Raw genomic sequence first — 24876 nt, forward strand, 5'->3', positions numbered from 1 at the left:
TGCCCGTTTCGCGCGCTCGCCAAGCATTACTCCGTACATGAGGAAAGTCTCGTCCTGGGGTAGGTGCCGACCGGCCGGTCCGGAGCGTGCCGGAGATGTGTAACCTCGGCCGGTGGCTGGTTTGTGCGTCTCACGGAGGTCCTGATGAGCAGCGTCGTCGTAATCACCGGATCGGCCGGCCTGATCGGCTCCGAGGCGGTTCGGCACTTCGCCGGGCTGGGCATGGACGTGGTCGGGCTCGACAACGACATGCGCGGCTACTTCTTCGGCGCCGACGGCTCCACCAAGGGAAACCTGGAGCGGCTGACCAAGGAGATCGGTGACCGTTACACCCACCACGGCATCGACATCCGCGACCGCGAGGGCCTGGACAAGCTCTTCGCAGGCCTCGGCAAGAACATCGGCCTGGTCATCCACGCCGCCGCGCAGCCGAGCCACGACTGGGCCGCCCGCGAGCCGTTCACCGACTTCGACGTCAACGCGGTCGGCACGATCAACATGCTGGAGGCGACCCGGCGGCACGCCAAGGACGCCCCGTTCATCTTCACCTCGACCAACAAGGTCTACGGCGACCTGCCGAACTCGCTGCCGCTGATCGAGCAGGACACCCGCTGGGAGCTGCCCGCCGACCACAAGTGGTACGGCGGCATCGACGAGACCATGTCGATCGACCAGTGCCTGCACTCCGTCTTCGGCGCGTCGAAGGTCGCCGCCGACGTGATGGTCCAGGAGTATGGCCGCTACTTCGACATGCCCACCGCGGTCTTCCGCGGCGGCACGCTCACCGGACCGGGTCACTCCGCTGCCGAACTGCACGGCTTCCTTGCGTACGTGATGCGCTGCGTCATGGAGCAGCGCCTGTACCGGATCTTCGGGTACAAGGGCAAGCAGGTCCGCGACGCCATCCACTCCAGCGACCTGGTGTCGGCGTTCGAGGCGTTCCACGCTGCGCCGCGGGTGGCCGAGGTCTACAACATGGGCGGCGGCCGCACCTCGAACTGCAGCGTCCTCGAAGCGTTCCAGATCGCCTCGTCGATCGCCGGCGTCGAGGCTCAGACCGAGTACGTCCCGGAGAACCGCGTCGGCGACCACCAGTGGTGGATCAGCAGCACGGCCCGCTTCGAGGAGCACTACCCGGACTGGAGCGTCAAGTACGACGTCCCGATGATCCTCCAGGACATGTACGAGTCCAACAAGGACCTCTGGAAGCCCTGACCCGCCCCGACGAGCCGGCCACGGCTGGCTTGCGCTTGTAGGTCGTTTTTCAGTGCTCCGCGCGACCGTGAGCACGAGCCGGCTCTGACTGGCTTGTGCTTGTGGTCGTTTTTTAGCGCTTCGCGCGACCGTAAGCGCGAGCCGGTTACGGCTGGCTTGTGCTTGTGGTCGTTTTTCGGCGCTTCGCGCGACCGCGAGCACGAGCCGGGGTGGGGCTGAGCTCGGCGGGTTGCGGTGGGTGCCGGGTCGAGCTGGATCGCCAGGCGGGGTGGGTGCGTGTCCGGGCCGTTGCGCCGCTCGAGCTGCGTGCGTGGTCTCGGCCGTGACGCGGGCTGCTGCAACTTGGGGCGGCGTTCGCGCGCTGCCGCCACGTTCGCTGCTGCTGCTGCTGCTGCTGCCGCCGCCGCCGCGTTCGTGCTGCCCGTGCTGCGTTCGCACTGCCGCCGCGTTCGCGCAGCCGGGCGGGCGCGAGCCGTAGTTCCGGCACGTTATCGGGCCGGTATTCCGTTGCTGGGCTACGGCCGAGCGGCGTCAGCCGTCGCTGAGGCCTGTTATGGAGCGGCCATTCCATGTCTGAGCGACGGCTCGCGGGATCACGGCGCGCGCGTTCACGTTGCGCTGGCTCACGGCTCGCTGGTTCACGGTGCGCTGGGACGTTTGCGTGCTGGGAGGCCTGCGCGGCTGGGGAGGCTGCGTGCTGGACCCGGCGCTGCCTTGCGGTGTGCTCATGGGTAGGCAGTGGCCGGTGGGCTGCCGGTTGATCTAGTGAGTTTGTGGTTGGCGTGGCTGCGTAACCGCACAAGATCTGGGGGAGCGGGCGGCGCTTCCGGGGTGAGCCGTCGCTCATGTAGGTCATCGGGGCCGATGACCTACATGAGCTACGGCTCGGCGGTGCAGCGTGGCTTGGGTCTCGGCTTGTGGGAAAAGGGCGGGGTGGCACAGCGGGTTGTTGGTGGGACTGAGCGGGCGCTGAGGCGTTTTGTGGAGTTTGTGGTCATCGGGTAACGACACGGCAGGGCCTGCGGCTACAGCGCATGATCACCGGAGGATCTTCGGGCGGGCGGCTGCCATGCGGGGGGATCTTCGGGGCTCCAAGCGAGGGAGTGATCCACATTTTGCTGGGATGTCCCTGAGCGCCAGGCGGCAGTTTGCTGTGTTTTGCAAGTAAGGGCCGGTTGCGTAATGACCCGTTAACCATTATTCGGTATTTTGCTGAAATGTCCGACTTGACGCAGTTGTTGCGCCGGGACTTGCCGGCGTCCATCGTCGTGTTCCTGATCGCCATCCCGTTGTCGCTGGGTATCGCCGCGGCATCCGGGGCCCCGCTGTTGGCGGGGTTGGTCGCCGCGGTTGTCGGCGGCATCGTCGCGGGCGCCCTAGGTGGCGCCCCATTGCAGGTGAGCGGCCCGGCCGCGGGTCTCACCGTGATCGTCGCAGGAGCCGTGGCCGACTTCGGTTTCGCCGGCACGGCCGCGATCGTCGCGGTCGCCGGGCTCATCCAGATCCTGCTCGGCACGTCCCGGATGGGCCGTGCCGCCCTTGCCCTCTCTCCCGCCGTCGTGCACGGCATGCTCGCCGGGATCGGGCTGGTCATCGCGGTCAGCCAGATCCACGTGCTGCTGGGTGGCTCGCCGCAGAGCTCCGCCTGGCAGAACCTGCGGGACCTACCCGCACAGATCGCCACCCATCACGGGGTCGCCGCGCTGCTCGGCGGGCTGACCGTGGCGATTCTGATCATCTGGCCGCGCGTTGTGAAGATCTCCCTGCTGCCCGCCGCGCTGGTGGCGGTGGTGTCGATGACGGCGCTGGCTGCCGCGATCGGCGCCGACGTGGAGCGGGTCAACCTGCCGGACGAACCGCTCGCCAACCTGATCCGGCCGGCCTGGCCTGATGCGCCGCTGCGTGAGATCGCGGTGGCCGCCATCACGATCGCCCTGGTGGCGAGCGTGGAGTCGCTGCTGTCGGCGGTGGCGGTGGACCGGATGCACGACGGTCCGCGGGCCAGCCTGAACCGGGAACTGGTCGGTCAGGGTGCCGCGAACACGATCTCCGGCCTCCTTGGTGGCCTGCCGGTGACCGGGGTGATCGTGCGGTCGTCGACGAATGTGGCGGCGGGTGCGCGTACCCGGGCCTCGGCGATCATGCACGGGCTCTGGATCGCGGCGTTCGTGCTGCTCTTCGCCGGTCTGCTGGAGACCATCCCGATGGCGGTCCTGGCCGCCGTGCTGATCGTGGTGGGTCTGCGGCTGGTCAGTCTGGCGCAGATCAAGACCTACGCCCGGCATCGGGAGTTGCCGACGTACCTGGTCACCGCGCTCGGCGTGGTCTTCACCGACCTGCTGACCGGTGTCGCGCTCGGCATGATCACCGCGGCGGTGATGATCCTGTGGCGGCTCACCCGCTGCGAGATCCGCCGGGTGCAGCAGGCCGACGGCGAGTGGCTCGTCACGATCACCGGAACCCTGGCGTTCGTCGAGTCGGCGCGGCTCATCCGTGAGCTGGGCGCGCTGCCGAAGGCCGCGAAGGTCGACGTCGAGCTGCACCTGGATTACCTGGACCACGGCGCCTTCGAGACGATCCGGGACTGGCAGGAGTCCTACGAGCGCTCCGGTGGCCGGGTACGGATCCGGGAGGTGCACGACTCCTGGTTCTCCCAGGCGACGTCCGGGCGGCTGGGCGGCGGTAAACGTACGCCCCGGCTGGTCGGTTCCTGGTCGCGCTGGCAGGGCATGGACCACCAGCGCCGGGACGCCATGGCGGCCGGTATCGCCGAGTTCGAGCGTTCGGTCGCCCCGATGGTCCGGCCGCACCTGGCCGATCTGGCCCGCGACGGTCAGAGCCCGGAGCAGCTCTTCATCACCTGCGCCGACTCGCGCCTGGTGCCGAACCTGATCACCGCGAGCGGTCCGGGTGACCTGTTCTGCGTGCGTAACGTCGGCAACATCGTGCCGCGGCACGGCGCTGCCGACTCCTCGGCCGGCGCGGCGATCGAATACGCGGTTGACGTCCTGGGAGTCTCCACGATCACCGTCTGCGGTCACTCCGGCTGCGGCGCGGTGCGCGCTCTGATGAGCGACGCCGCCGGGAAAGGCTCGGCCCTGGGCGATTGGCTCGCCCTTTCAGGGGTACGGTTCACCGACTCCAGCGACGAGGAACAGTGCTGCACCGACAACGTGATGCAGCAGCTGGCGAACCTGCGGACGTACCCGACGGTCCGGGCTGCTGAGGCGGCCGGCCGTCTCCGGCTCACCGGTCTCTTCTTCGACCTGGCCGAGGCCCGGATGTACGAGGTGGATCCGGACCTGGGCGCCCGCCCGATGGCCGTCCGCCCGCCCAGCACGCAGAGCGGCAGTCCCGAGAACAGTGAGGACGACCGCCTCACCGGCGCCGCCGCATAGCTGACACGACCCAAAAGGGCCCGCGCCGAGATCGGCGCGGGCCCCCTTCATGGAAAAACTAGTTCCGGGTGATCGTGAACGTGCTGGTCGGGTTCTCGATGTCGCGGAAGTTGTTGCTCATCTGCAGGTTGTTGAAGGTCACCGAGCCGACCGCGGGACCCTGCCCGGCCTCCGGCAGCGGGTTGGCCCAGATGCCGTAACCGGACTTGGCGTCGTACGCGTCACCGCTCTTCTGCGCCCCGGTGATCGTGACGTTGGTGAAGACGGTGTCCTTGATGATGTTCTGCGGCTGACCACCGACGTAGTTGGTCTGGAACATGATCCCGGAGTACGTCGGGTCGACGATGTCGACGTTGCTGACCCGGATGCCCTGGAACACCTTCGACGCGCTGAACACCCAGATCGCCGGGAAGACCTGAGCGCCCCAGAAGTGGCCGCCCGCCCGCACGATCGAGATGTTGTCGAAGCTGGTCGGCGGGGAGGCGCCGAACCCGTTCATCGGGTACCCGAAGTCGAGCGAGCTGATCGTGATGCCCGAGTAGACCAGGGTGTCCGCGATGTAGATGTTCTTGAACGTGTTGGCGTAACCGCCGTAGACCGCGAGGCCGGCGGCGCGCCAGGTCAGGATCGACGTGAGGTTGGAGAAGACGTTGTTGATCTCGTCCGCGCCGCCCGCGTCGATCGCCGAGAACAGCGCGAAGCTGTCGTCGCCGGTGGCCCGGGCCTCGTTGTTGTCGACCAGGTTGTCGGTGCTGCCGTTTGTCATGTTCACACCGTCGGCGAACGTGTTCCGGATGCGCGAGTTGGTGATCTTCATGCGGTCGGTGTTGGCGCCCCAGTAGAGGCAGACCACGTGCTCGGCCCAGATGTTGTCGATCGTGACGTCGGCGACGTTGGCGAAGTCGAACACCTTGCCGGGGCCGTCGATGCGGATCGTGTAGTTGCCGAAGAACGCGAAGTTCGCGAACGTCGACCCGTTGGCGGTGGCGTCGGCCCGGAAGCCGGCGTCCGTCTCGGTCTGGCTCTCCGGGGTACGGAAGCGGGTGAACCACGGACCGGCGCCGACCACCTTGATCGACCGGCCGTAGACCTGGAACTTGTTCGAGGTGGAGTAGTCACCGGCCGGCAGGTACACACCGAGCTTCGAGGTGTCCTGGCGGGCGGCGTCCAGCGCGTTCTGCACCGACTGCTGATCAAAACCGGACGGCACGACGTAGCGAGCCGCATCCGGGTTCGGCAGGGCCGCGACCTGCTCGGTGTTGATGAAGTCGATCGCGATCGGGCCGGAGTTCGCCCCGTCCTTCTGCAGCTTGATCGTGCTGCCGGCCGGGAACGAACCGGTCAGCAGGATGTTCGCCTCGTCGTAGATGTGCCGCGGCCCGGTGCCGGAGTTCTGCGGGGCCGCCTCGTTGCCGTAGAGCCATGCGTACTTGGAGGTCAGCGGCAGGGTCTTGTTGAGCGTGCCGTTCACATACACGTTGATCGAACTACTGGAAAGATCCGGGATGGAGAACCGCGCGACCACCGTGTTGGTGGCGGCTCGGGTCGTCCACTGGACGTAGGCGCCGGTGGCGTTGAGCGTCACGGCCTTGCGTCCGGACGCCTCGCCGGCCAGGTCGCCTACCGTGCGGTTCGGTCCGACGACCGCCGCGCCGCCGCCGGTCTGCCCGTCCTCGGCCTCGTAGAAGTCGAACGGCATGTTGGCGCCGCGACCCACGAAGAACGGCTTCTCAGCCGTGTTGTTGGCCTGCTTCACCGGCAGCTCGTTGCCGTCGTTCGCGATCACCGTGCGGACCGTGTACCGGCCGTTCGCCGCGGTCCAGGTGCCCAGGTTGATCGCCGGTGAGGAGGCCCCGGCGGCCAGGGTTCCGGTCCAGGAACCGGTCAGCGTGCGGACCACTGTCGAGCCGTTCAGCACGGTCAGCGTGACGTTGTGCGCGCCACCGGCCGAGGCGGCCGAGCCCTGGTTGCGAAGGGTCACCGAGAACGTGACGGTGTTGCCGGCCGCCGGGGTGCCCGGGGACCAGCTGACCGCCGAGGCGACCAGGTCGGAGCTGCTCACCGGGGTGACGACCAGCGCCGACGGGTGGGTCCAGCTGTTGTTCGCCTCGTTGGTCTCGAGGACCGTGTTCGCCTCGTCGACCTTGGCGGACAGCTGGTAACTGCCGGCGTCCCGGGCGCCGATGTTCACCGAGACCGTCGTGGATGCCCCGGCCGCGAGAGCCGGCACCGCGACGGTGCCCGCTTTGGGCGTACCGACGTAGAAGTTGACGTTTGTTGCTGCGGACGCGGCGGAGCCCGCGTTACGCACCGTGGCCGACGCGGTGATCGCGTCGGTCTCCACCGGCGCGGCGGGGGTGAAGCCGGTCGAGGTGATCGTGAGATCCGGGTTGGGCGCCAGGGAGCCGAACGCCTGCACCTCGGCGACCTGACCGCTCGGCGCACCGCTGTTCGCGGTGAAGGAAAGACGCAGGTCAGAGATGGTTGCGCTGACCGGGATGGTCACCGTGTTGCCACTCGCGGGATTGAATGTGTACGCGGCACCGGCCTTCACCGTCGTGAAAGAGGTGGCCGACTGCTCCCGTCCCAGGATCGCGAAGCTCTGGGTCCGGGTGCCCCAGGCACTGCTCGGGTTGAGCTTCACGACGACCGAGGTCAACGCAGCGTTAGCGCCGAGCTTCGTGGTGAGCGTGGCCGGGTACGCGCCACCCTCCCAGTACGTCGCGGTGTCCTCGTCGTTCGCGTTGGTGGCGACGAACGTGTGCACCGTCGACGACGCCTCGATCGGCTTCTTGGCCGCGAGGTTCGTGCCGGTCGGCGGCGGCGTCGTGGGGTCCGGATCCGGGTCCGGGTTGCCGCCGGTCGGGCCGTAGACCTCCAGCTCGGAGATCTGACCGGCCGGCCAGCCGGTGTTGCCGGTGATCGTCAGCCGGACGTAGCGGACGTTCGCCGTGCTGAAGTCGATCGTCACGGTGTTCGCCGAGCTCGGGTTGAAGACGTAACCCGCGCTCGCCTTGAGCGTGCTGAACGACGAGCCGTTGGTGCTGCCCTGCACGGTCAGCGTCTGCGTGCGGGTGGCCCACGCGGTCGCCGGCGGCAGCTTCAAAACGGCCTGGTTGACGTCGGCGGCGGCGCCGAGGTCGACCTGCAGCCACTGCGGGAAGGCGTTGTTCGCGCTCTCCCAGTACGTGTTCGCGTTGCTGTCACCGGCGTTGCCGGCGCCGTAGACGTCCGAGGTGCTGCTGGCGGTGAACGTCTTGCCGGCGGCCAGGTTGGGACCGGCCGCCGATGCTGCCGGCGCGTGGACGAGCGCGGCGACAAAAGTGGCCGCGGCCGTCGCGGCGATGATCCTTCGTCGTAGTCGAGACATCTTGGGGAGCGCCTCTCTGAACGGGGACGGGGGTGGTGCAACGCCGGGCGTCACCGGCGGTGGACCCGTGACGCCCGGACGACTGAGCGGCTTTAGAGCCGCAGCCAGGCGGCGGTATCCACCGGGAGGAGACCGCTGTCGTCGAGGGGGCTGCTGAGCAGCAGCGGAGTGGTTCCGGCCGGCAGCGCGATCGGACCGGCCGACAGATTGAGCACGCAGGCGAAGTCCGGTCCGCGGGTGTAGGCCAGCACGTCCGGGCCGCCGTCGAGCCAGGTCATCGCGGGTGCGTGCAGGCCCGGCTCGGCCCGGCGCAGGGTGATCGCCGAGCGGTACAGCTCCAGCATCGAGCTGGGGTCGCCGGACTGCGCCTGGACGGTCCGGTCCTTCCACTCGGCGGGCTGCGGAAGCCACGGGTCACCCTCGGTGAACGTGTAGGGCGGCTCGTCACCGGACCACGGCAGGGGCACCCGGCAGCCGTCACGGGTGTGGCCGCGTCGCGCGTACATCGGGTCCTGAATTTGATCTTCGGGGATGTTCTCGTTCTCCCAGAGACCGAGCTCTTCGCCCTGGTAGACGTAGGCGGAGCCGGGCAGCGAGAGGGACAGCAGTGCGGCGGCACGGGCCCGGCGGGTGCCCAGCGTGAGGTCCACCGGGGTGCCGTCGAGGTTGTTGTCGAAGCTGAACGTGGTGTCGGCGCGGCCGTACCGGGTCACGTGCCGGGTGACGTCGTGATTCGACAGAACCCAGGTGGGCGGCGCGCCCACCGTCGCATGGGCTTCGAGGGTACGGTCGACGCACGCCCGCATCAGCGCCGGATCCCAGGCACAGCCGAGGAAGTCGAAGTTGAACGCGGCGTGCAGCTCGTCCGGGCGCAGATAGTTGGTGAAGCGGTCCACCTCGGGCATCCAGACCTCGCCGATCAGCGCCCGGTCGGGATATTCGTCGGCGACCCGCCGCCACGAGCGGTACACGTCGTGCACCGCGTCCAGGTCGTGGAACGGGTGCGGGGCGCCCTCGGTCACCTCGGGGAACGTCGTGTCCTTGAAGAGCAGCGCTGCCGAGTCGATCCGGATGCCGTCGACACCCCTGTCGAACCAGAACCGCAGGATGCTCTCGAACTCCTTCCGGACGTCCGGGTGCTCCCAGTTGAGGTCGGGTTGTTCCGGGGTGAACAGGTGCAGGTACCAGTCGCCGTCAGGTGCCTGGGTCCAGGTGGTGCCACCGAACTCCCCGGTCCAGTCGGTCGGCATTTTTCCGTCTTTTCCGGGGCGGAACCAGAAGTAGTCCCGCTCCGGCGCGTCCGGGGAGGCCAGTGCGGCCTGGAACCACGGGTGCGCGCTGGAGATGTGGTTCGGGACGATGTCGACGATGAGCTTGATGCCGGCCGCGTGCGCTTCGGCGACCAGCGCCTCGGCCTCGGCGAGGCTGCCGAAGACCGGGTCGATGTCACGGAAGTCGGCGACGTCGTAACCGGCGTCCGCCATCGGCGACGGGTACCAGGGGCTCATCCAGATGGCGTCGACCCCGAGGTCGCGCAGGTGCCCCAGACGGGCTCGGATGCCACCGATGTCGCCGACACCATCGCCGTTCGAGTCGGCGAAGCTTCGGGGGTACACCTGGTAGATCACCGCGCTCTTCCACCAAGAGGACACGAGCACCTGCTTTCTGGGACGTTTTTGGGCGTGCTGAACCTGGCGGACCACATCGTCCACCCTGATAAATCCGGATTTAACCTTTAAGGCTGCCCGAGGTGAGGCCGGACATGATGTTGCGCTGGAAGATCAAGAAGATGATCACCGTCGGGATGGCCGCGATCACCGACGCCGCGATCACGACGTTCTGCGGCGTGCCGCCGGCGAACGCGTAGATGCCGACGCTGACCGTACGGGTCTCCGGTGACGGCATGACCAGCTTCGGCCAGAGGAAGTCCTTCCACACCGCGGTCACCGAGAAGATCGCGACCACGCCGAGGATCGGCCGCGACATCGGCAGGATGATCGACCAGAGCGTGCGCAGCGGCGACGCGCCGTCCACCATCGCGGCCGCCATCAGGTCTTCCGGGATCGAGTCGAAGAACCGCTTGAGCAGGAAGATGTTGAACGCGTTCGCGACCAGCGGCAGCCAGATCGAGAACGGCGAGTCGAGCAGGTTGATGTGCAGGATCGGCAGGTCGATCACGGTCACGTACTGCGGGACGATCAGCACCATCGCCGGGATCATCAGCGTCGCCAGCATGAGACCGAGGATCACGTTGCCGAGAACCGGCCGCAGCTTCGACAGCGAGTACGCCGCCGCCGTGTCGAACACCAGCTGGAACACCACCGCCCCGGCCGCGTAGTAGAAGGTGTTGAAGAGCAGCTTGCCGAGGGCCAGGTTGGTCCAGGCGTCGACGTAGTTCTGCGTCTGCGGGTCCTGCGGCCACAGCGTCGGCGGGGTCTGCGCGATCTCCTGGCCGCTCTTGAGCGCGCCGGTGACCATCCAGTACAGCGGTCCGAGGAAGACCAGGGTGAAGCCGAGGACGACGACCGACAGCAGGGTCCAGTACACGACCTTGCCGCGGCCACGCTGCAGTTGTGCCTGCGAGACGAGGGTCCGGGACGACATCTCAGTTCTCCTTCGTGCTCAGCCGGACGTACACGGCGGAGAAGGCGGCCAGGACGACGAGCATGATCACGCCGAGGGCGGCCGCGCCGTTGAGGTCGTTCTGGAAGAAGCCGTGCTGGTAGATGAGGTACGCGACCGAGGTGGCCGAGTCCTGGGTGCCCGCGCCGTTCGCCAGGATCAGCGGCTCGATGAAGAGCTGCATGGTGGCGACGATCTGGAGCATCGCGAGCAGCGCCAGGATCAGCTTGGTCTGCGGGATCGTCACGTGCCAGATCCGTTTCACCAGGCCGGCGCCGTCCAGCTCGGCGGCCTCGTAGAGCTCACCCGGGATGTTCTGCAGCGAGGCCAGATAGATCAGCACGGCGCTGCCCATGTTCATCCAGGTGGACGCGATGACCATGGCCGGGATCGTCATCGTGGGTGACTGCATCCACTCCGAGGTGGGCAGGCCCAGCCCCGCGAGGATCGCGTTGAACAGGCCCGCCTCGCTCGGGTCGTACGCATAGAACTTGAAAAGGAAGAGGGCCGAGGCCGGCGGCAGCATCACCGGCAGGTAGACCAGGATCCGCAGGTAACCCTTGGCGTGCCGGAACTCGTTGAGCAGGATCGCCACCAGGAACGGGATCACGTAACCGAGGACGAGCGCGAGAACCGTGAAGTAGAAGGTGTTCTGCCAGGCGGTCCAGAAGCTCGGGTCGGCCACGATCCGGACGTAGTTGTCCCAGCCCACCCAGGTGGTCTCACCGCGCCGGGTTCGCTGGAAGCTCATCACGACGCCGCGGATCATCGGGTACCACATGAAGAGGGCGAAGCAGATGACCGCCCCGATCAGGAACGCGTGCCCGGTGAGGTTGTCCCGGATCTTGCGGCGGCTCTTGGATGAGGTCGAGGGTGCTGCCGTCGTCCGGGGCGGCGCGGGCGCGGTCATGATCGCCAAGGGAAACTCCTAGTTCACAGAGGTGCGGGGGCCCTGCGGCCCCCGCACCCATCCGGGTCAGCTACCAGCGGCCAGCAGCTGGTTGACCTTCTCCTCAGCGGTCTTGAGCAGCGTGTCGATGTTCGCGTTCTTGTCGGTCAGGACTCCGGACATCGCCGAGTCGAGCACCGCGTAGATCGCCTGCGCGTTGCGCGGCTCGCCCTTGATCGCGACCGGGGTGGCCTCGAAGAGCGCGAAGTTCGCGGTGTCCACGTTGGCGTTCGCCTTACGCAGGTCGAACTCCTGCTTCTGCGCCTCGGTGCCGTTCGCGAAGAGCAGCGGCTGGGGCAGGCCCACCGGGTAGTTCTGCGGCTTGGCCCGCTCGTAGTCGAACTGGCCCTTGCCGGGGGTGAGCTTCTGGTACGCGATCCACTTCAGGCCGGCCTTGACCTGCTCCGGAGTGAGGCCCTTCTTGAAGAAGTAGCCCTCGCCGCCGCCGAGCGTGCCCTTTGCCGCACCGGTCTGACCGGGCAGCGGAGCCATCGCCCAGTCCTCGAACTTGCCCTGGAACTGGCTGACGATCGCCTGGGTGGCGTCCGGTGCGCCGACGAACATGCCGACCTTGCCGGCGCCGGCGTTGGTCAGCAGGTCGCCCCACTGCAGCAGTTGACGGCTGCCCATGCTGTTGTCGCCGTACCGCATGTCCTTGAGGTTCTGCAGGACCTGCTTGCCCTCGGCGGTGTTGAAGGCGGCCTTCTTGCCGTCCTCGCTGAGGATGGTGCCGCCCTGCGAGTAGAGCAGCGAGGTGAAGTGCCAGCCGCCGGTGTTGCCGGCGCTGTACTCCGAGTACCCGGCGACGCCGTCACCCAGCGCGGAGATCTTCTTGGCCGCGTCGCGGACCTCGGTCCACGTCTTCGGCGGGTTGGCGGCGTCGAGGCCCGCCTTGGCGAACAGAACCTTGTTGTAGACCAGGCCCATCGAGTAGTTCTTCACCGGCACGGCGTAGAGCTTGCCGCCGTCGGTGAAGACCTCCTTGAGGGCCGGGTCGACGCTGTCCCAGGTCGGGACGTTGTCCTTGGTCGCGAACTCGGTGATGTCCATCGCCTGGCCGGAGTCCAGCACCTGGCCGAGGTCGGTCATGTACCCGTAGAAGACGTCGGTCATGGTGCCGCCGGCGAGGCGGGCGGTGAAGTCCGGCGGGTTGTTGCACTGCTCGCCGACGCTCACGCTCTTGATGATGATGTCGGGGTTCTCCTGCTGGAACGCCGCGACGTCCTCATTCCAGTTCGCCAGGAGCTCCTTCTGGGCACCGACCGGCTGGCAGTCGACAGTGATGGTGACCTTGCCGCCGGCCTCCTGTCCGCCGTCGTCGCTTTTCGTGGAGCACGCCGTGAGGCTGAGCCCCAGGCCGGCCACGAGCGCCAGCGCTGCGACCTTCCGGTATTGCGGTACGGACATCGGTCCATCCCTTCGGGAGCGGGTGTTATCCACGGTCATCGCTTGAAATCAGTGAGGTCCCACGGAGTGCGTTCGGTGGCTTGCACTCCGTGGGGGAGTGAGTGGAGTCACTGTAACCAGAGCAACTTATGTCGGCAAGGTTTCGATCGTGCTTTGCAAAGACACGACTTAGATTCGGCAGATCCCGACAGTGGACCGTTTTGAGGGGAGTGGCGTGTTTCGGCCGTGTTTCACGACCTGATTTTGGGTACGCAAGAAGGCCGCCGACCGCTGGAAGCGGTCGACGGCCTGCTGTGCCTTTTCTAGTGCGTGGGTGCCGGCCCCGTGGAGCCGCGGACCACCAGCTCCGGTTCGAAGAGCAGCTCGTCGCTGAGGACCCGGGCCTCCTCGATCTGGCTGACCAGGATGTCCACCGCTGCCTGGCCCATCGTCTCGATCGGCTGGCGCACCGTGGTCAGCGGCGGATCGGTGCAGGTCATGAACGCGGAGTCGTCGAAACCGACCACCGACACGTCGGCCGGCACGGCCTTGCCCAGCCGGCGGGCGGCCCGGATCGCGCCCAGGGCGAGCACGTCGCTGGCGCAGATGATGCCGGTGACGCCGCGCTCCACCAGTTTCGTCGCGGCGACCCGGGCGCCCTCCATCGAGAAGCTGGAACGCTCGACGAACGAGGGGTTGTCGCCGGCGACCTGGATCATCGCGGCGAGCTTGCGGCCGGACGGGACGTGCCCCTCCGGGCCGAGGACCATGCCGATCCGCTCGTGGCCCAGCGAGCGCAGGTGGCCCCACGCCTGCTCGACAGCGACCGCGTCGTCGGTGGAGACCCGGGGGAAGCCCAGCTCGTCGACGCCCGCGTTGACCAGCACGACCGGGAGGCCACGGTCGGTGAGGCGGCGGTAGTGCTCGTGCGAGGCGTCGGTCAACGCGTACGACCCACCGGCGAATATGACGCCGGAGACCTGGTGGTCGAGCAGCATCTCGACGTAATCCGACTCGGGGACGCCGCCGATCGTGCGGGCGCAGAGGGCCGGGGTGAAGCCGCGCTGCGCCAGCGAGCCGGTGACCACCTCGGCCAGGGCCGGGAAGATCGGGTTCTGCAGCTCGGGCAGGACCAGGCCGACGAGGCGGGCGCGCTCGCCGCGGAGTTTGGTGGGCCGCTCGTAGCCCAGCACATCGAGGGCGGTGAGAACCGATGTGCGGGTGGCCTCGGAGACGCCGCTGCGCCCGTTGAGCACCCGGCTGACGGTCGCCTCACTGACCCCGGCTTTCTTTGCCACCTCGGCAAGACGTTTGGTCACGTCGGAATCCTACGTCAGAAACTTGCAAAAACTGAACCGTGCGAAGCGCTTCGAGGGAGGCCGATTTGGCTGTGCTTGCAAGCGGTGAGCAGCGGTACGGCGACCAGCGCACCCGTGTTCAGGCAAAACGCCCCGGAAGCGGTGGTCCGGATGGGATGTTTTACGACAACCGGGAGAAAGGGGCCGCCACCACATGTCCGACTGGCAGCAGGACGAAGCCGTGCAGGACGACTGGTCGGCGGGTGCCCAGGGGCGGCAGCGCGACTCCGTGTTCCGGCTCGCCAACGTCAGCAACGACATGGCCACCGCGACCCAGGCGGCGGTGCGGGCGGCCGAGACCGCGGTCCAGGTGATCCAGCGGCTCGAAGCGAGCAGCACCGAGATCGGCAAGGTCGTGCAGCTCATCGCCACGATCGCGAAACAGACCAACCTGCTGGCGCTCAACGCGACCATCGAGGCGGCACGGGCCGGTGACGCCGGCCGCGGGTTCGCCGTGGTCGCGAGCGAGGTCAAGGACCTGGCGAACGAGACCGCCACGGCCACGAACGACATCGGTACGCAGGTCGGCGGGATCCGCTCGGACACCCAGAACGCGGTCTCCGCCATCGAGGAGATGCAAGGGCTCATCGAAGAGCTGGACCGCTGCCAGAAGGTGATCAGCGGCATCGTCGTGGAGCAGCAGGCCGGCTGACCCGGCGGGTTTGCAACAATCCCCGCCATGGCGAAACGGCGTGCTTCCTCCTCGACCTGTTCGTGCGGCTCTCCGGCGTACCAAAGCTGTTGTCAGACCTTGCACGACGGGAAGCCGGCGGCGAGTCCGGAAGCTCTCATGCGCTCGCGTTTCAGCGCGTATGCGCGGGGACGCACCGACTACGTCTACCGCACCTGGCATCCGGAGACCCGGCCGGAGCACGAGGCCGACCTCGCCGACGAGCCAAACCTTTCTTGGGTACGCCTTGAGGTGCTCGACACGACCGGCGGAGGCATGTTCGACGCCGAGGGGACCGTCCGCTTCCGTGCGCATTACCGGGAGGGCGGCAAGCCCGGCGTGATGGAAGAGCTGAGCCGCTTCGTCCGGCACGAGGGACAGTGGGTTTACTGGGGTCCCTTACCGCTGTAGATCGTCGACGAGGAGAACGAAGATGCCGGCTCAACGGCCGCTCGAGGACGGGATTGTCCGCGACTTCAAGGTCAACCTCTCGTACGGGGAGTACCTGCACCTCGACGAGATCCTCGAGGCGCAGCATCCGGTGAGCCGGCCCGCGCACCACGACGAGCTGCTTTTCATCCTCCAGCACCAGACGTCCGAGCTCTGGCTGAAACTGGTCATCCACGAGCTGCGGGCGGTGCAGCAGTACCTGGCGAAGGACGAGCTGCGCCCGGCGCTCAAGGGCCTGGCCCGGGTCAAGCACATCCAGCGCACCCTGACCGAGCAGTGGTCCGTGCTGGCCACGCTCACCCCGACCGAGTACGCGGAGTTCCGCAGCTTCCTCGGGACGTCGTCGGGTTTCCAGTCGTACCAGTACCGGGCGATCGAGTTCCTGCTCGGCAACAAGGACCGCCGGATGCTGACCATCTTCGACGAGCAACCGGCCGCGCGGGCGCTGCTGGAGGACGCGCTGGCGACCCCGTCGGTCTATGACGAGTTCCTGCACTTCCTGGCGCGGCGCGGCCACGATGTGCCGGTGGAGATCCTGCAGCGGGACGTCACCGAACCCTGGGACTATCGATCGGATCTTGTCGCGGTCTTCCGGCGGATCTACGAGAACGCGGACCAGAACTGGGACGTCTACGAGGCCTGTGAGGAGCTCGTCGACCTGGAGGAGAACTTCCAGCTCTGGCGGTTCCGGCACCTCAAGACGGTGGAACGGACGATCGGCGTGAAACGGGGCACCGGCGGTTCGAGTGGGGTCTCGTTCCTGAAGGCGGCTCTCGATTTGACATTCTTCCCGGAGCTTTACGCCGTCCGTACCGAGATCGGAGTACCTCGTTGAGCGACTTGCTGGGCCGTGCCACGGCTTTGGATGCGGCTGACCCGCTCGCGTCGTACCGGGACAGGTTCCTCACCGCGCCCGCGTCCGACCTGCTTTCGTACCTGGACGGCAACTCGCTGGGCCGGCCCCTCGAAGCGACCGCCGCCCTGATGGAGGACTTCATCCGCCGGCAGTGGGGCGGCCGGCTGATCCGTGGCTGGACCGACGGCTGGCTGGACTGGCCGACCACCCTCGGTGACCGGCTCGGCTCCATCGCCCTCGGTGCGGCGGCCGGACAGACCGTGATCGGCGACTCCACCACGGTGCTGATCTACAAGCTGGCGCGGGCCGCCGTCGACGCCCGTCCGGGCCGCGACCGGGTGGTGCTGGACACCGACAACTTCCCGACCGACCGCTATGTCCTGGAGGGCATCGCTGCCGAGCGGGGCCTGGAGCTGGTCTGGATCTCGACGGACCCGGTTTCCGGTGTGCACCCCGATCAGGTCTCTTCGGTTGTCGACGAGCGGACCGCGCTCGTGCTGTTCAGCCACGTCGCCTACCGGTCGGGTTGGCTTGCCGACATCGCGGAGATCAACCGGATCGCCCACGCGGCCGGCGCGCTGACCATGTGGGACCTGTGCCACTCGGCCGGTTCGGTGCCGATCTCGCTCGACGAGTGGGGTGTCGACCTCGCCGTCGGGTGCACGTACAAGTACCTCAACGGCGGGCCGGGTGCGCCCGCTTTCGCGTACCTGCGGCGGGAGCTGCAGGACTCGCTGCGCCAGCCGATCCAGGGCTGGATGGGACACCGGGCGTCGTTCGAGATGGGACACGGCCACGAGCCCGCGCCGGGGATTCGCGCGCTGCTCAGCGGTACGCCGGCGATCCTCGCGATGGTTCCGCTGCACGCCAACCTCGACATGCTGGCCGAGGCCGGCATCGAGGAGGTCCGGACCAAGTCGCTGCTGCTGACGGATTACGTACTGGATCTGGCGGATCAATGGCTCGCGCCGTTCGGGGTCGAGGTCGTGAGCCCGCGTGAGCAGGCGCGGCGCGGTGGGCACGTGACGCTGCGGCGGGCCGGGTTCGAGGCGCTGCTGGAGCCGCTCTGGGACAGCGGGGTCATCCCGGATTACCGGCGGCCGGACGGGCTGCGGATCGGGCCGGCGCCGTTGAGCACCAGCTTCACCGAGGTGCACCAGGGCTTGGCGGTGCTGCGCGATTTGCTGGAGAAGCAGCGATGAGCGCTGCTCCTACTGATGGTGGCGCGGCTGGCACGGCGGCGGCGGACGGCGCGGCTGGCGCCGGCGCTGGCGCGGCGGGCTTTGGCGCTGGTGCGGCGGTGGACGGCGCGGCTGGCTCTGGCGCCGGTGGTGGTTGTTGCGGTGGGCTTTCCGGTGGCGGGTGCGGGGTCTCGGCTCTGCGGGACGGCTGCGCGACGCCGGTGAAGTGGCTGATCGCGGACTCGGTCTGGTGGGGTGGGCGGCTCCGCAAGGGCGTCGCGCTGCGGGTCGGCGACGACGGCGTGATCAAGCCGGTCCCGGCCGAGCTGGCCCCGGTCTCCGGGACCCGGCGTTACCCGGGGACGCTGCTGCCCGGCCTCGTCGACGCGCACGTGCACTCGGCGCTGGTTGATCTCGGTGCCGTCCGGGCCGGTGGGATCGGGTCGGTGTGGGACCTCGGCGGCGTACCGTCGGCGGTCGAAGATCTTGCCGCACGCGCCCGGCAGCCGGGCTCGAAGCTGCCACGCATTCGCTATGCCGGTCCGTTTTTGATCGCTCCTGGCGGTTATCCGAGCGACCGTCCGTGGGCGCCCGCCGGTAGTTGGCGCGAGATCAACTCGCCCGCTGACGCCGGTGTGGCGGTTGCCGAGGCCTGGTCGTCCGGCGCCACGCTGATCAAGGTGACCGCGCACGCCGGCGGGCCGATGCTGCCGCAGGACACGCTGCGGGCGCTGGTCGGCGCCGCGCACGCGTCCGGGCTCGAGGTTGTCGCACACGCCGAAGGCGCCGGAACGGTAGCCGCCGCACTGGCCGCCGGAGTCGGCATCCTGGCGCATACGCCCTGGACAGAGCGGCTCGATGGGGCACTCACCCGGGCCTGCGCTTCGCGCATGCGATGGATCAGCACGCTCGACATCCACGGCTGGGGAGATCCGGACCCGGCGAGGGAGATCGCCGTCGACAACTTGCGGCGCTTCCTTTCGTACGGGGGAAGCGTCCGGTACGGCACCGACCTGGGCAACGGCCCGCTGCCGGCCGGCGTCAACACGCGCGAGCTGGAGTCGCTGCGGGGCGCGGGCCTGAACCCGAGTGCGATCCTGACGGCGATGACCGAAAGCGATAGCTCCGAGGTGGCCTGGGTAGCGGCCGGCCTGGAGCTGGACCCGGACGGTTTCGCCGCGTCACTGGCAACCGCCCGGGTGGTAGACGAGACCGTCCGCCCGCACTGACAGCTCACGCTCCCTGTGTGTCGACTTCGGGCGCGGATCGCACCCAAAGTCGACACGCGGGGGTCGCACGCCTGCTGTGTGTTGAGTTGGGGTGCGGAGTGCACCCGAACTCGACACGCTGGGAGTGGGGGTCAGAGGGTTACGGCGGTGCCTGTTGTGGCGGACTGGCGGGCGGCGTCGAGGACCTCCATGGCGCGTACCGAGTCCCAGGGGTCGACCGGCAGCGCGCCGGTGCCCAGGACGGCCTCGGCCACCGCGGGGTAGAAGGAGTCCCAGCGGCCCCGGCAGCTCTCCACCGGCGCGCCGGTCGCGCCGCGGAAGAGGTGGCCCCAGCGGTGCTCGGGCTCGACGCCCCAGCGGTCGCCCAGCTTCGCCGGGGTCTTGCCCGCCTTGAGCAGGGTCTCCTGGTAATCCAGGTCCGGTGAGATGAACGTGCCGGCCGTGCCGGTGACCCGGAAACGAGGACCCGGGCCGGCCTGGCGCCAGCTGCCCCACAGGTGCGACTCGACGCCACTCGCGTGGTGCAGGGCCACGAACCAGTCGTCGTCGAGGGGCTCGCCGCGCATCTCCGCGTAGACCCGGGTGGCCGGGCCGTGCAGCTGCAGCGCCTGGTCGACCAGGTGGGAGCCGAAGTCGAGCAGCGTGCCGCCACCGGCGGCCGGGGGCTCGCGGTCCGGCGCCCAGCGTTCCATCCGCGACTCGAAGCGGCGGATCTCGCCGAGGCGGCCGTCGTCGATCAGCTTGCGGATGGTCAGGAAGTCGGAGTCGTACCGCCGGTTCTGGTAGACGGTGAGCAGCACGCCCGCCTCCTCGGCGGACGTCACCACCTTGCGGGCGGCCGCCGCGTCCAGGGCGAAAGGCTTGTCGACCACCACGGCCAGGCCCGCCGCGATGGCCTCGGCGGCCAGCTCGGCATGGGTGGACGCCGGGGTGGAGATCGCCACGGCCTGGACGCCGGCGGCGGCCAGAGCGGCGATGGAGTCGTACGCCTCGACACCCGGCAACTGCTCCGCGACCTGGGCCCGGCGCTCCGCGGAGGTGGTGACCACGCCGACGAACTCGATGTTCGGAGCAGAGGCGATCAGGGGCGCGTGGAAGACGCGTCCACCGGTGCCGTAGCCGACCAGCCCGAACTTAACCCGCTCGATCATGTCCGGAAGTTTTTCACATCCGTTGCCATCCTGTTGCACACGATCTCCGCCGTTACGTGTGATGCACGCCCCATCACTCAGGGTGTATCGCAAGTCGAGGCAGTTCGTCGTGCGGATTGCGCACACAAGGACGTGCGATCTAGCGAAAGGGCAGGTGCGGCCCCTGTCAGATGGATGACGGGGGCAGCCGATCGGGCTCTCGCCGATGTTCAATCGGTCCCATGGAACCCGCACAGAAGGAACGGACCCCGTTCGCCGACATCGACGGCTTGCCGGCCTCGATGTCCGCGATGGTGCTCGACGCCCTCACCGAGATGGGCCGGCATACCGAGATCCGGCGGGTTCGCCGTGTCGCGTTCGACATGCTGCGCCCACGCCCGGGTCAGCGGTTGCTGGACGCGGGTTCCGGGAGTGGCGATGTGGCCCGCCGGCTCGCCGCCGAGGTGTCGCCCACCGGCGAGGTGATCGCCCTGGACCACTCGGCGTCGATCACGGCCGCCGCGGTCGCCCGGCACGACGGCAGCAACGTGCGGTACGTGACCGGCGACGTCGGCGCCATGGACCTGCCCTCGGACAGTGTCGACGGGGTCTGGTGCGAGCGCGTCCTGCAGCACGTGGACAGCGCCGATCGATCGATCGGCGAGCTGATCCGGGTGACCCGGCCGGGCGGGCGGATCTGCCTGATCGACACCGACTGGTCGTCGCTCGGCTTCGACGGGATGCCGGCCGGTCTCGGCGAGGTGGTGATGGCCCACGTCCGGGGTCACTTCACGCCGAAACAGCACGACATGGGGCGTACGCTGCGGCGCCGCCTCGTGGCGAACGGTCTGAGCGGCATCACCGCGACGCCGGTGACCTGTGTTTTCACCACGCCGGAGTCGGCGGCCGTGGTGCTGCCGATGGTCAACCCGCGGGTGCCGGAGGAGACCTGGGCGACGCCGCCCGGCCTGCGCGACGAGTGGCTGGCCTGCGTCGACGCGGCCGGAGCGAGCGGGACGTTCCTGGCGGTGCTGACGATCTGGGTGGTCGCCGGCACGGTGCCGGGCTGAAACGGTGCCAGCGCTGAAACAGCGCCGGCCTGGACAGCGCCGGGCTGAAACGGTGCCAGCGCTGAAACAGCGCCGGCACCGTGATCATCAGGTGATCGGCTGCATGCGGTGCAGGAGCCGGTCCAGCGGCATGCTGGCGAACGCGATCCGCACGTCGCTCGACGCGTACGGCAACCAGAACCGGCCGTCGTGCACGAGACCGCCGCAGGAGTAGAGCACGTTCGGCACGTACCCCTCGCGCTCGATCTCGTCCGGGTCGATCAGGCCCTGCGGGAGATCCGCGATCACCTTCGACGGGTCGTTCAGGTCGAGCAGCATGGCGCCGATGGCGTACCGGCGCATCGGGCCGACGCCGTGGGTGAGCACCAGCCACCCGGCCTCGGTCTCGATCGGTGAGCCGCAGTTGCCGACCTGGATCAGGTCCCAGCCCCGATGCGGCACGAGCAGCGGCCCGGCCGGCTGCCACCGGTGCTTCTCGTCGCGGACGGCCAGCCCTAGGGTCTCGCCGTCGGAGCGGCAGAGCGCCATCTTCCGCCCGTTGATGTACCGCGGGAACAGTGCCATGCCCTTGTTGCGGGCCGCCGGCCCGTGCAGCGTGGTGACCTCGAAGTGCCGCAGGTCCCGGCTGTAGATGACCCGCCCGGAGATGTTGAACCCGTCATAGGCGGTGTACGTCGCCTGATAGGCCGGCCTGCCGTCCGGGTCAATCACCTGGACGAACCGTGCGTCCTCCATGCCCCGGCTCTCGCTCGGGGTGGTCGGCCACATGACCCGCTGGTGCAGCGGCATGGTCGGCGGGTAGGTGACCGCGTAGTCGTCCATGACGATCCGCCGGATCAGATCCATGGTCATCGGCGTGTTGGGCCGGGCCAGGATCTCCGGCGGCAGGTGGCTGAGGATGTCCTCGAACACCTGGTCGTCGTACCGCTCGGGCAGGGCCCCGAGAATGTACGCGGACGCCTCGGTGTCGATGTCCTCGTCGCCGAGCGCGGCGAAGAGCTGATGCCGCATGTGTTTGGCGCCGACCCGCTGGCCGATGCCGAGCGGGCCGTCCCGATCCTCCAGCCGGATGGCTCCGCCCGGCCCGAGGATCACGCTGCAGAAGCCGATGGACGAGATGTGCCCCTCGCCGATCTGCCGCAGGCTGAGCGCCGCCCGCAACTCGCCGGGCGCGAGATCGGCCTGGTCGGGGTGCGGGACGATCGACGGGTTGCAGAGCGCTGCCGCCTCGACCGAGAACTCGTGGCTGAAGTACGCCCCGATCAGCGTCCGGGCCGCCGGCGACAGCTCGATCTCCGACGGGACACGGTGCTGGACGACCTCGTAGTGGTGCTGGAACGTCGACAGGATGTCGTGATGCCGCCCGGCGAAGCGGTTCAGCACGTCGTCCAGCAGCGCGTTGATGTCGCTCTCGTCGAGCTGCAGCATCCGCTCGATCATGCAGGCCGCGCGGTTGTGCGTGGCGTGCGCGTCCTCGCCGGGCACGAACAGCTTGATCACGACGCGACGGCCGTCGGGCGTCATGGTGAGGTTGTGACGGGTGATGTCTTGCGTATTCACGGTTGCGGTCACGCTAGGCCGCCTGACGGTCGGGTCGCGCTCCGGCTCGCCAGCCTGCGGGCATGCTGCAAGGTGGAGACGAGCGCGAGGGTGGATTCGGCTCCTTGATTCAGATTAGGACCATCAACCGTCAAACCGTCATAACAACCAGAAGTCTCGCTGTCCCACATCACCGTTCCGGTGTCGTTGTCGCCCAAAAACCAGGCGATCGACTGAAAGAGCGGGGCATCCCAGCGTTCGTCGCCGGTGACCGCGGCCGCTGTGGCGCAGGCGTCCGCGGTGGCGGCCGCCTCGATCGGCTGCTGGTCGAGCAGGTCGGGCGCGAGCGAGCCGATGTCGCCGATCCGGCTGCGGTGCTTGCCGGCCCGCCAGCCACAGACCGGGACGGTGGAGAGGTGGCCGTGGTGCTCCTGGACCTCGCAGAGCCAGGCCAGCATCCGCAGCCCGTCGGTGAGCATGCTCTCGTCGCCGAGCAGGTCGCCGGCGGCGATGACGACCTCGGCGAGGGATGCGCTCGCGTACGTCAGCTCGCGGTCCGGCCAGATCCAGTGCGGGTCGGATCCGGGCATGCCGATCACGGTGGCCGCGTCGCCGAGCAGCTGGGCGGCCTCGCGGTCACGGGGGTCGGCGCGCAGCACCTCGGCGGCGCCGAGCCCGGCGAACGCCATCGCCTTCGGCCACGGTGACCGGCAGCGCACGCTCTGGCGGAACGCGTGCATCGCCTCCCGGCGCAGCCACGGCGTCCGGGCCCGGGCCGCGGCGGTGCCGAGTCCCCAGAGCGCCCGGCCCCACCAGTCGCCCAGCGAGGGTTCGTCCTGCCAGCGGCGGTCGTAGCCCATCCGGTTGCGGAAGCCGCCGGCCGCGCCCTGCGCGTGGGTGAGGAACGCCAGGTAGCGCTCGGCGTGCCGGACCAGCTCGGGTCCGGGCCGGGGGTCGCGCACGGCCACGAGCAGGCCGCGGGACACGTCGTCGACGCAGTATCCGTGCTCACGCCGGGCGATCGCGTTACGGGCGTGTTCGAGCAGGCCGGTGTCGTCGGAGAGCCGGAACACGTGATCCCAGCGGGGTTCCGGAACATCACGCAGCTGAATCGGCGGCGGAATCAGCCTCAACGGAACGCTCATGCTGCCAACTCCACTGAATTCATGCGTCCGCATGAGCTCGCAAGCTCGCTCATGCGGAAATCGTCTGCGCTGCGAGCGGCCGGCGGTCGGCGGTCAGGCGGGCGGCGAGCGAGGAATATCGCGCGGCCACGGCGGGCCAGCGCAGCGTCGGGCCACCGGCCAGGCCGGTGAGCCGGCCGGGCAGGCCCGGCTCGGCCAGAACCCTGCGGATGGCCATCGCCATCGCCTCCGGATCCTGATGGGGTACGAGCAGACCAGGCCCGTCCGCAAGCAACTCGACCGCGTGCGGGAACTCGGTCGCCACCACCGGGATCCCGGCGGCCACCGCCTCGATGAGCACGCCCGAGGTGACCTGCTCGGTGGAGTCGTAGGGCAGCACGACCGCGTCGGCCGAGGTGATCAGCCGGGACAGGTCGTCCGGATCGAGGTAGACGTCTTCCCACCGGACGCAGTCGGCGACACCGCGGTCCTCGGCGATCGCCTTGAGCGAGTCCCGGTACACGTCACCCTGCTGCTGGAGGACGGACGGGTGGGTACGCCCAGCGACCGTGTAGATCGGCCTGGGCTCGACGTCGTCAAGGAACGCCAGAGCGCGCAGCGCCCACTCGATGCCTTTGCCGGGCCCGAGCAGGCCCCAGGTGAGCAGGTGCGGCCGGTGGTTCGGCTCACCCGCGTCCGACCGGGGCAGGCCCGCGTGACTGGCCGCGCCGTGCGGAATCACGGTGATCTTGCGAGGGTCCACGTCGTAGAAGCCAGTGAGCCGGGTACGCGCGGTGTCGGTCATCGTCACCACGGCGTCGGCCGTCGCGACGATCTGCTCCAGGACGGTGCGCTGCTGCTGGTCCGGGTGGGTCAGCACGGTGTGCAGGACCACGATCACCGGTACCCGCAGGCCGCGCAGCACCGGCAGGATCTCGGCCCCGGCGTCACCGGGGTAGATGCCGTACTCGTGCTGGACGATCACCACGTCGAAACGGTTCAGGGCGGTGGTGGCGGCGACCCACCCGCCGGGGCGGTCGGTGTGCCAGGTGTGTACGACCCGTGGGGCTGCCCCGTCGAGCTCGATCCCACCGCTCGTGTTGTCGCTGGCGAGCAGGCGTACGACGCCTGAGCCGGGGGTCCCGGACACCAGGTGGGTCGCGAGTGCCGCATTGAATGTCGCCAAACCGCATTGCGTGGGGGGATATGTGCTCAGAAACCCGTATGTCGCGGGCATGACAGGGCCTTTCTCCTCGGCCGGCTGCCTCCCCGCAGCACGGACTCAGCGCGCGCGGGCACGGTGTCGTAAACCGCGCGGGAACGGCGCAG

The 24876-nt window shown here is 68.7% G+C and carries 18 protein-coding genes; 8 read left to right on the plus strand and 10 right to left on the minus strand.

Annotated features, from left to right (window positions below; genetic code table 11):
- Window positions 1–144: 144 nt before the first annotated feature.
- Together B0I29_RS13610 and B0I29_RS13615 are read left to right on the plus strand one after the other, a co-directional pair.
- Window positions 145–1215: an NAD-dependent epimerase/dehydratase family protein gene (locus tag B0I29_RS13610; RefSeq protein ID WP_111649619.1), complete on the plus strand. Its 1071-nt coding sequence runs from the start codon at window positions 145–147 to the stop codon at window positions 1213–1215.
- A gap of 1217 nt (window positions 1216–2432) precedes the next feature.
- A complete protein-coding gene (locus tag B0I29_RS13615; protein WP_245972503.1) occupies window positions 2433–4613 on the plus strand; it encodes a SulP family inorganic anion transporter in 2181 nt (726 codons plus the stop codon).
- Window positions 4614–4671: 58 nt separating this feature from the next.
- On the opposite strand, the gene B0I29_RS13620 is transcribed toward B0I29_RS13615, so the two are convergent.
- From B0I29_RS13620 to B0I29_RS13645, 6 genes are all read right to left on the minus strand, one after another.
- The gene (locus B0I29_RS13620; RefSeq protein ID WP_111649315.1) at window positions 4672–7983 is read right to left on the minus strand and encodes a CARDB domain-containing protein; all 3312 of its coding nucleotides are present in this window, start codon (window positions 7981–7983) and stop codon (window positions 4672–4674) included.
- A gap of 92 nt (window positions 7984–8075) precedes the next feature.
- On the minus strand, window positions 8076–9635 hold the full coding sequence (locus tag B0I29_RS13625) for a glycoside hydrolase family 13 protein (RefSeq protein WP_245972504.1): 1560 nt from the start codon (window positions 9633–9635) through the stop codon (window positions 8076–8078).
- 76 nt (window positions 9636–9711) lie between these two features.
- Window positions 9712–10587 (minus strand): carbohydrate ABC transporter permease, encoded by an 876-nt coding sequence (locus B0I29_RS13630; RefSeq protein ID WP_111649317.1) that lies wholly within the window; start codon window positions 10585–10587, stop codon window positions 9712–9714.
- Window position 10588: 1 nt separating this feature from the next.
- Window positions 10589–11524, minus strand: coding sequence for a carbohydrate ABC transporter permease (locus B0I29_RS13635; protein ID WP_111649318.1), 936 nt, complete (start codon window positions 11522–11524; stop codon window positions 10589–10591).
- 57 nt (window positions 11525–11581) lie between these two features.
- Window positions 11582–12961 carry an ABC transporter substrate-binding protein gene (locus B0I29_RS13640; RefSeq protein WP_111649319.1) on the minus strand — a complete coding sequence of 460 codons (1380 nt, stop codon included), beginning with the start codon at window positions 12959–12961 and terminating at the stop codon, window positions 11582–11584.
- Between the two features lie 302 nt (window positions 12962–13263).
- Window positions 13264–14259 (minus strand): LacI family DNA-binding transcriptional regulator, encoded by a 996-nt coding sequence (locus B0I29_RS13645; RefSeq protein WP_111649320.1) that lies wholly within the window; start codon window positions 14257–14259, stop codon window positions 13264–13266.
- Between the two features lie 193 nt (window positions 14260–14452).
- Here B0I29_RS13645 and B0I29_RS47410 point away from each other — a divergent pair, with 193 nt between their 5' ends.
- The 5 genes from B0I29_RS47410 (at window position 14453) to B0I29_RS13670 (ending at window position 18684) form a co-directional block, all read left to right on the plus strand.
- Window positions 14453–14950 (plus strand): methyl-accepting chemotaxis protein, encoded by a 498-nt coding sequence (locus B0I29_RS47410; RefSeq protein ID WP_111649321.1) that lies wholly within the window; start codon window positions 14453–14455, stop codon window positions 14948–14950.
- A 27-nt stretch (window positions 14951–14977) separates the two neighbouring features.
- Window positions 14978–15379, plus strand: coding sequence for a YchJ family protein (locus B0I29_RS13655; protein ID WP_111649322.1), 402 nt, complete (start codon window positions 14978–14980; stop codon window positions 15377–15379).
- Between the two features lie 22 nt (window positions 15380–15401).
- Window positions 15402–16253 carry a tryptophan 2,3-dioxygenase gene (locus B0I29_RS13660; protein WP_111649323.1) on the plus strand — a complete coding sequence of 284 codons (852 nt, stop codon included), beginning with the start codon at window positions 15402–15404 and terminating at the stop codon, window positions 16251–16253.
- Window positions 16250–17476 carry a kynureninase gene (kynU, locus tag B0I29_RS13665; protein ID WP_111649324.1) on the plus strand — a complete coding sequence of 409 codons (1227 nt, stop codon included), beginning with the start codon at window positions 16250–16252 and terminating at the stop codon, window positions 17474–17476. The genes B0I29_RS13660 and kynU overlap by 4 nt, the downstream gene beginning before the upstream one ends.
- 200 nt (window positions 17477–17676) lie before the next feature.
- Complete coding sequence (locus B0I29_RS13670; RefSeq protein WP_245972506.1) at window positions 17677–18684, plus strand: amidohydrolase family protein; 1008 nt, start codon at window positions 17677–17679, stop codon at window positions 18682–18684.
- A gap of 131 nt (window positions 18685–18815) precedes the next feature.
- Here the strand turns inward: B0I29_RS13670 and B0I29_RS13675 are convergent, their stop codons facing one another.
- Complete coding sequence (locus tag B0I29_RS13675) at window positions 18816–19835, minus strand: Gfo/Idh/MocA family protein (protein ID WP_111649326.1); 1020 nt, start codon at window positions 19833–19835, stop codon at window positions 18816–18818.
- A gap of 221 nt (window positions 19836–20056) precedes the next feature.
- Between B0I29_RS13675 and B0I29_RS13680 the strand changes: the two genes are divergently transcribed.
- A complete protein-coding gene (locus B0I29_RS13680) occupies window positions 20057–20884 on the plus strand; it encodes a methyltransferase domain-containing protein (RefSeq protein ID WP_111649327.1) in 828 nt (275 codons plus the stop codon).
- Window positions 20885–20971: 87 nt separating this feature from the next.
- Here the strand turns inward: B0I29_RS13680 and B0I29_RS13685 are convergent, their stop codons facing one another.
- Genes B0I29_RS13685 through B0I29_RS13695 form a run of 3 tightly spaced genes read right to left on the minus strand, consistent with a single transcriptional unit; the run spans window position 20972 to window position 24784 of the window.
- Window positions 20972–22408 carry a glycoside hydrolase family 130 protein gene (locus B0I29_RS13685; protein WP_221402158.1) on the minus strand — a complete coding sequence of 479 codons (1437 nt, stop codon included), beginning with the start codon at window positions 22406–22408 and terminating at the stop codon, window positions 20972–20974.
- A gap of 44 nt (window positions 22409–22452) precedes the next feature.
- A complete protein-coding gene (locus tag B0I29_RS13690) occupies window positions 22453–23568 on the minus strand; it encodes a glycosyltransferase (RefSeq protein ID WP_111649329.1) in 1116 nt (371 codons plus the stop codon).
- Between the two features lie 49 nt (window positions 23569–23617).
- Window positions 23618–24784, minus strand: a complete 1167-nt coding sequence (locus B0I29_RS13695) for a glycosyltransferase (RefSeq protein WP_111649330.1) — start codon at window positions 24782–24784, stop codon at window positions 23618–23620.
- Between the last annotated feature and the right edge of the window lie 92 nt (window positions 24785–24876).

The organism is Actinoplanes lutulentus, assembly GCF_003259845.1.
Taxonomy (GTDB): Bacteria; Actinomycetota; Actinomycetes; order Mycobacteriales; family Micromonosporaceae; genus Actinoplanes; species Actinoplanes lutulentus.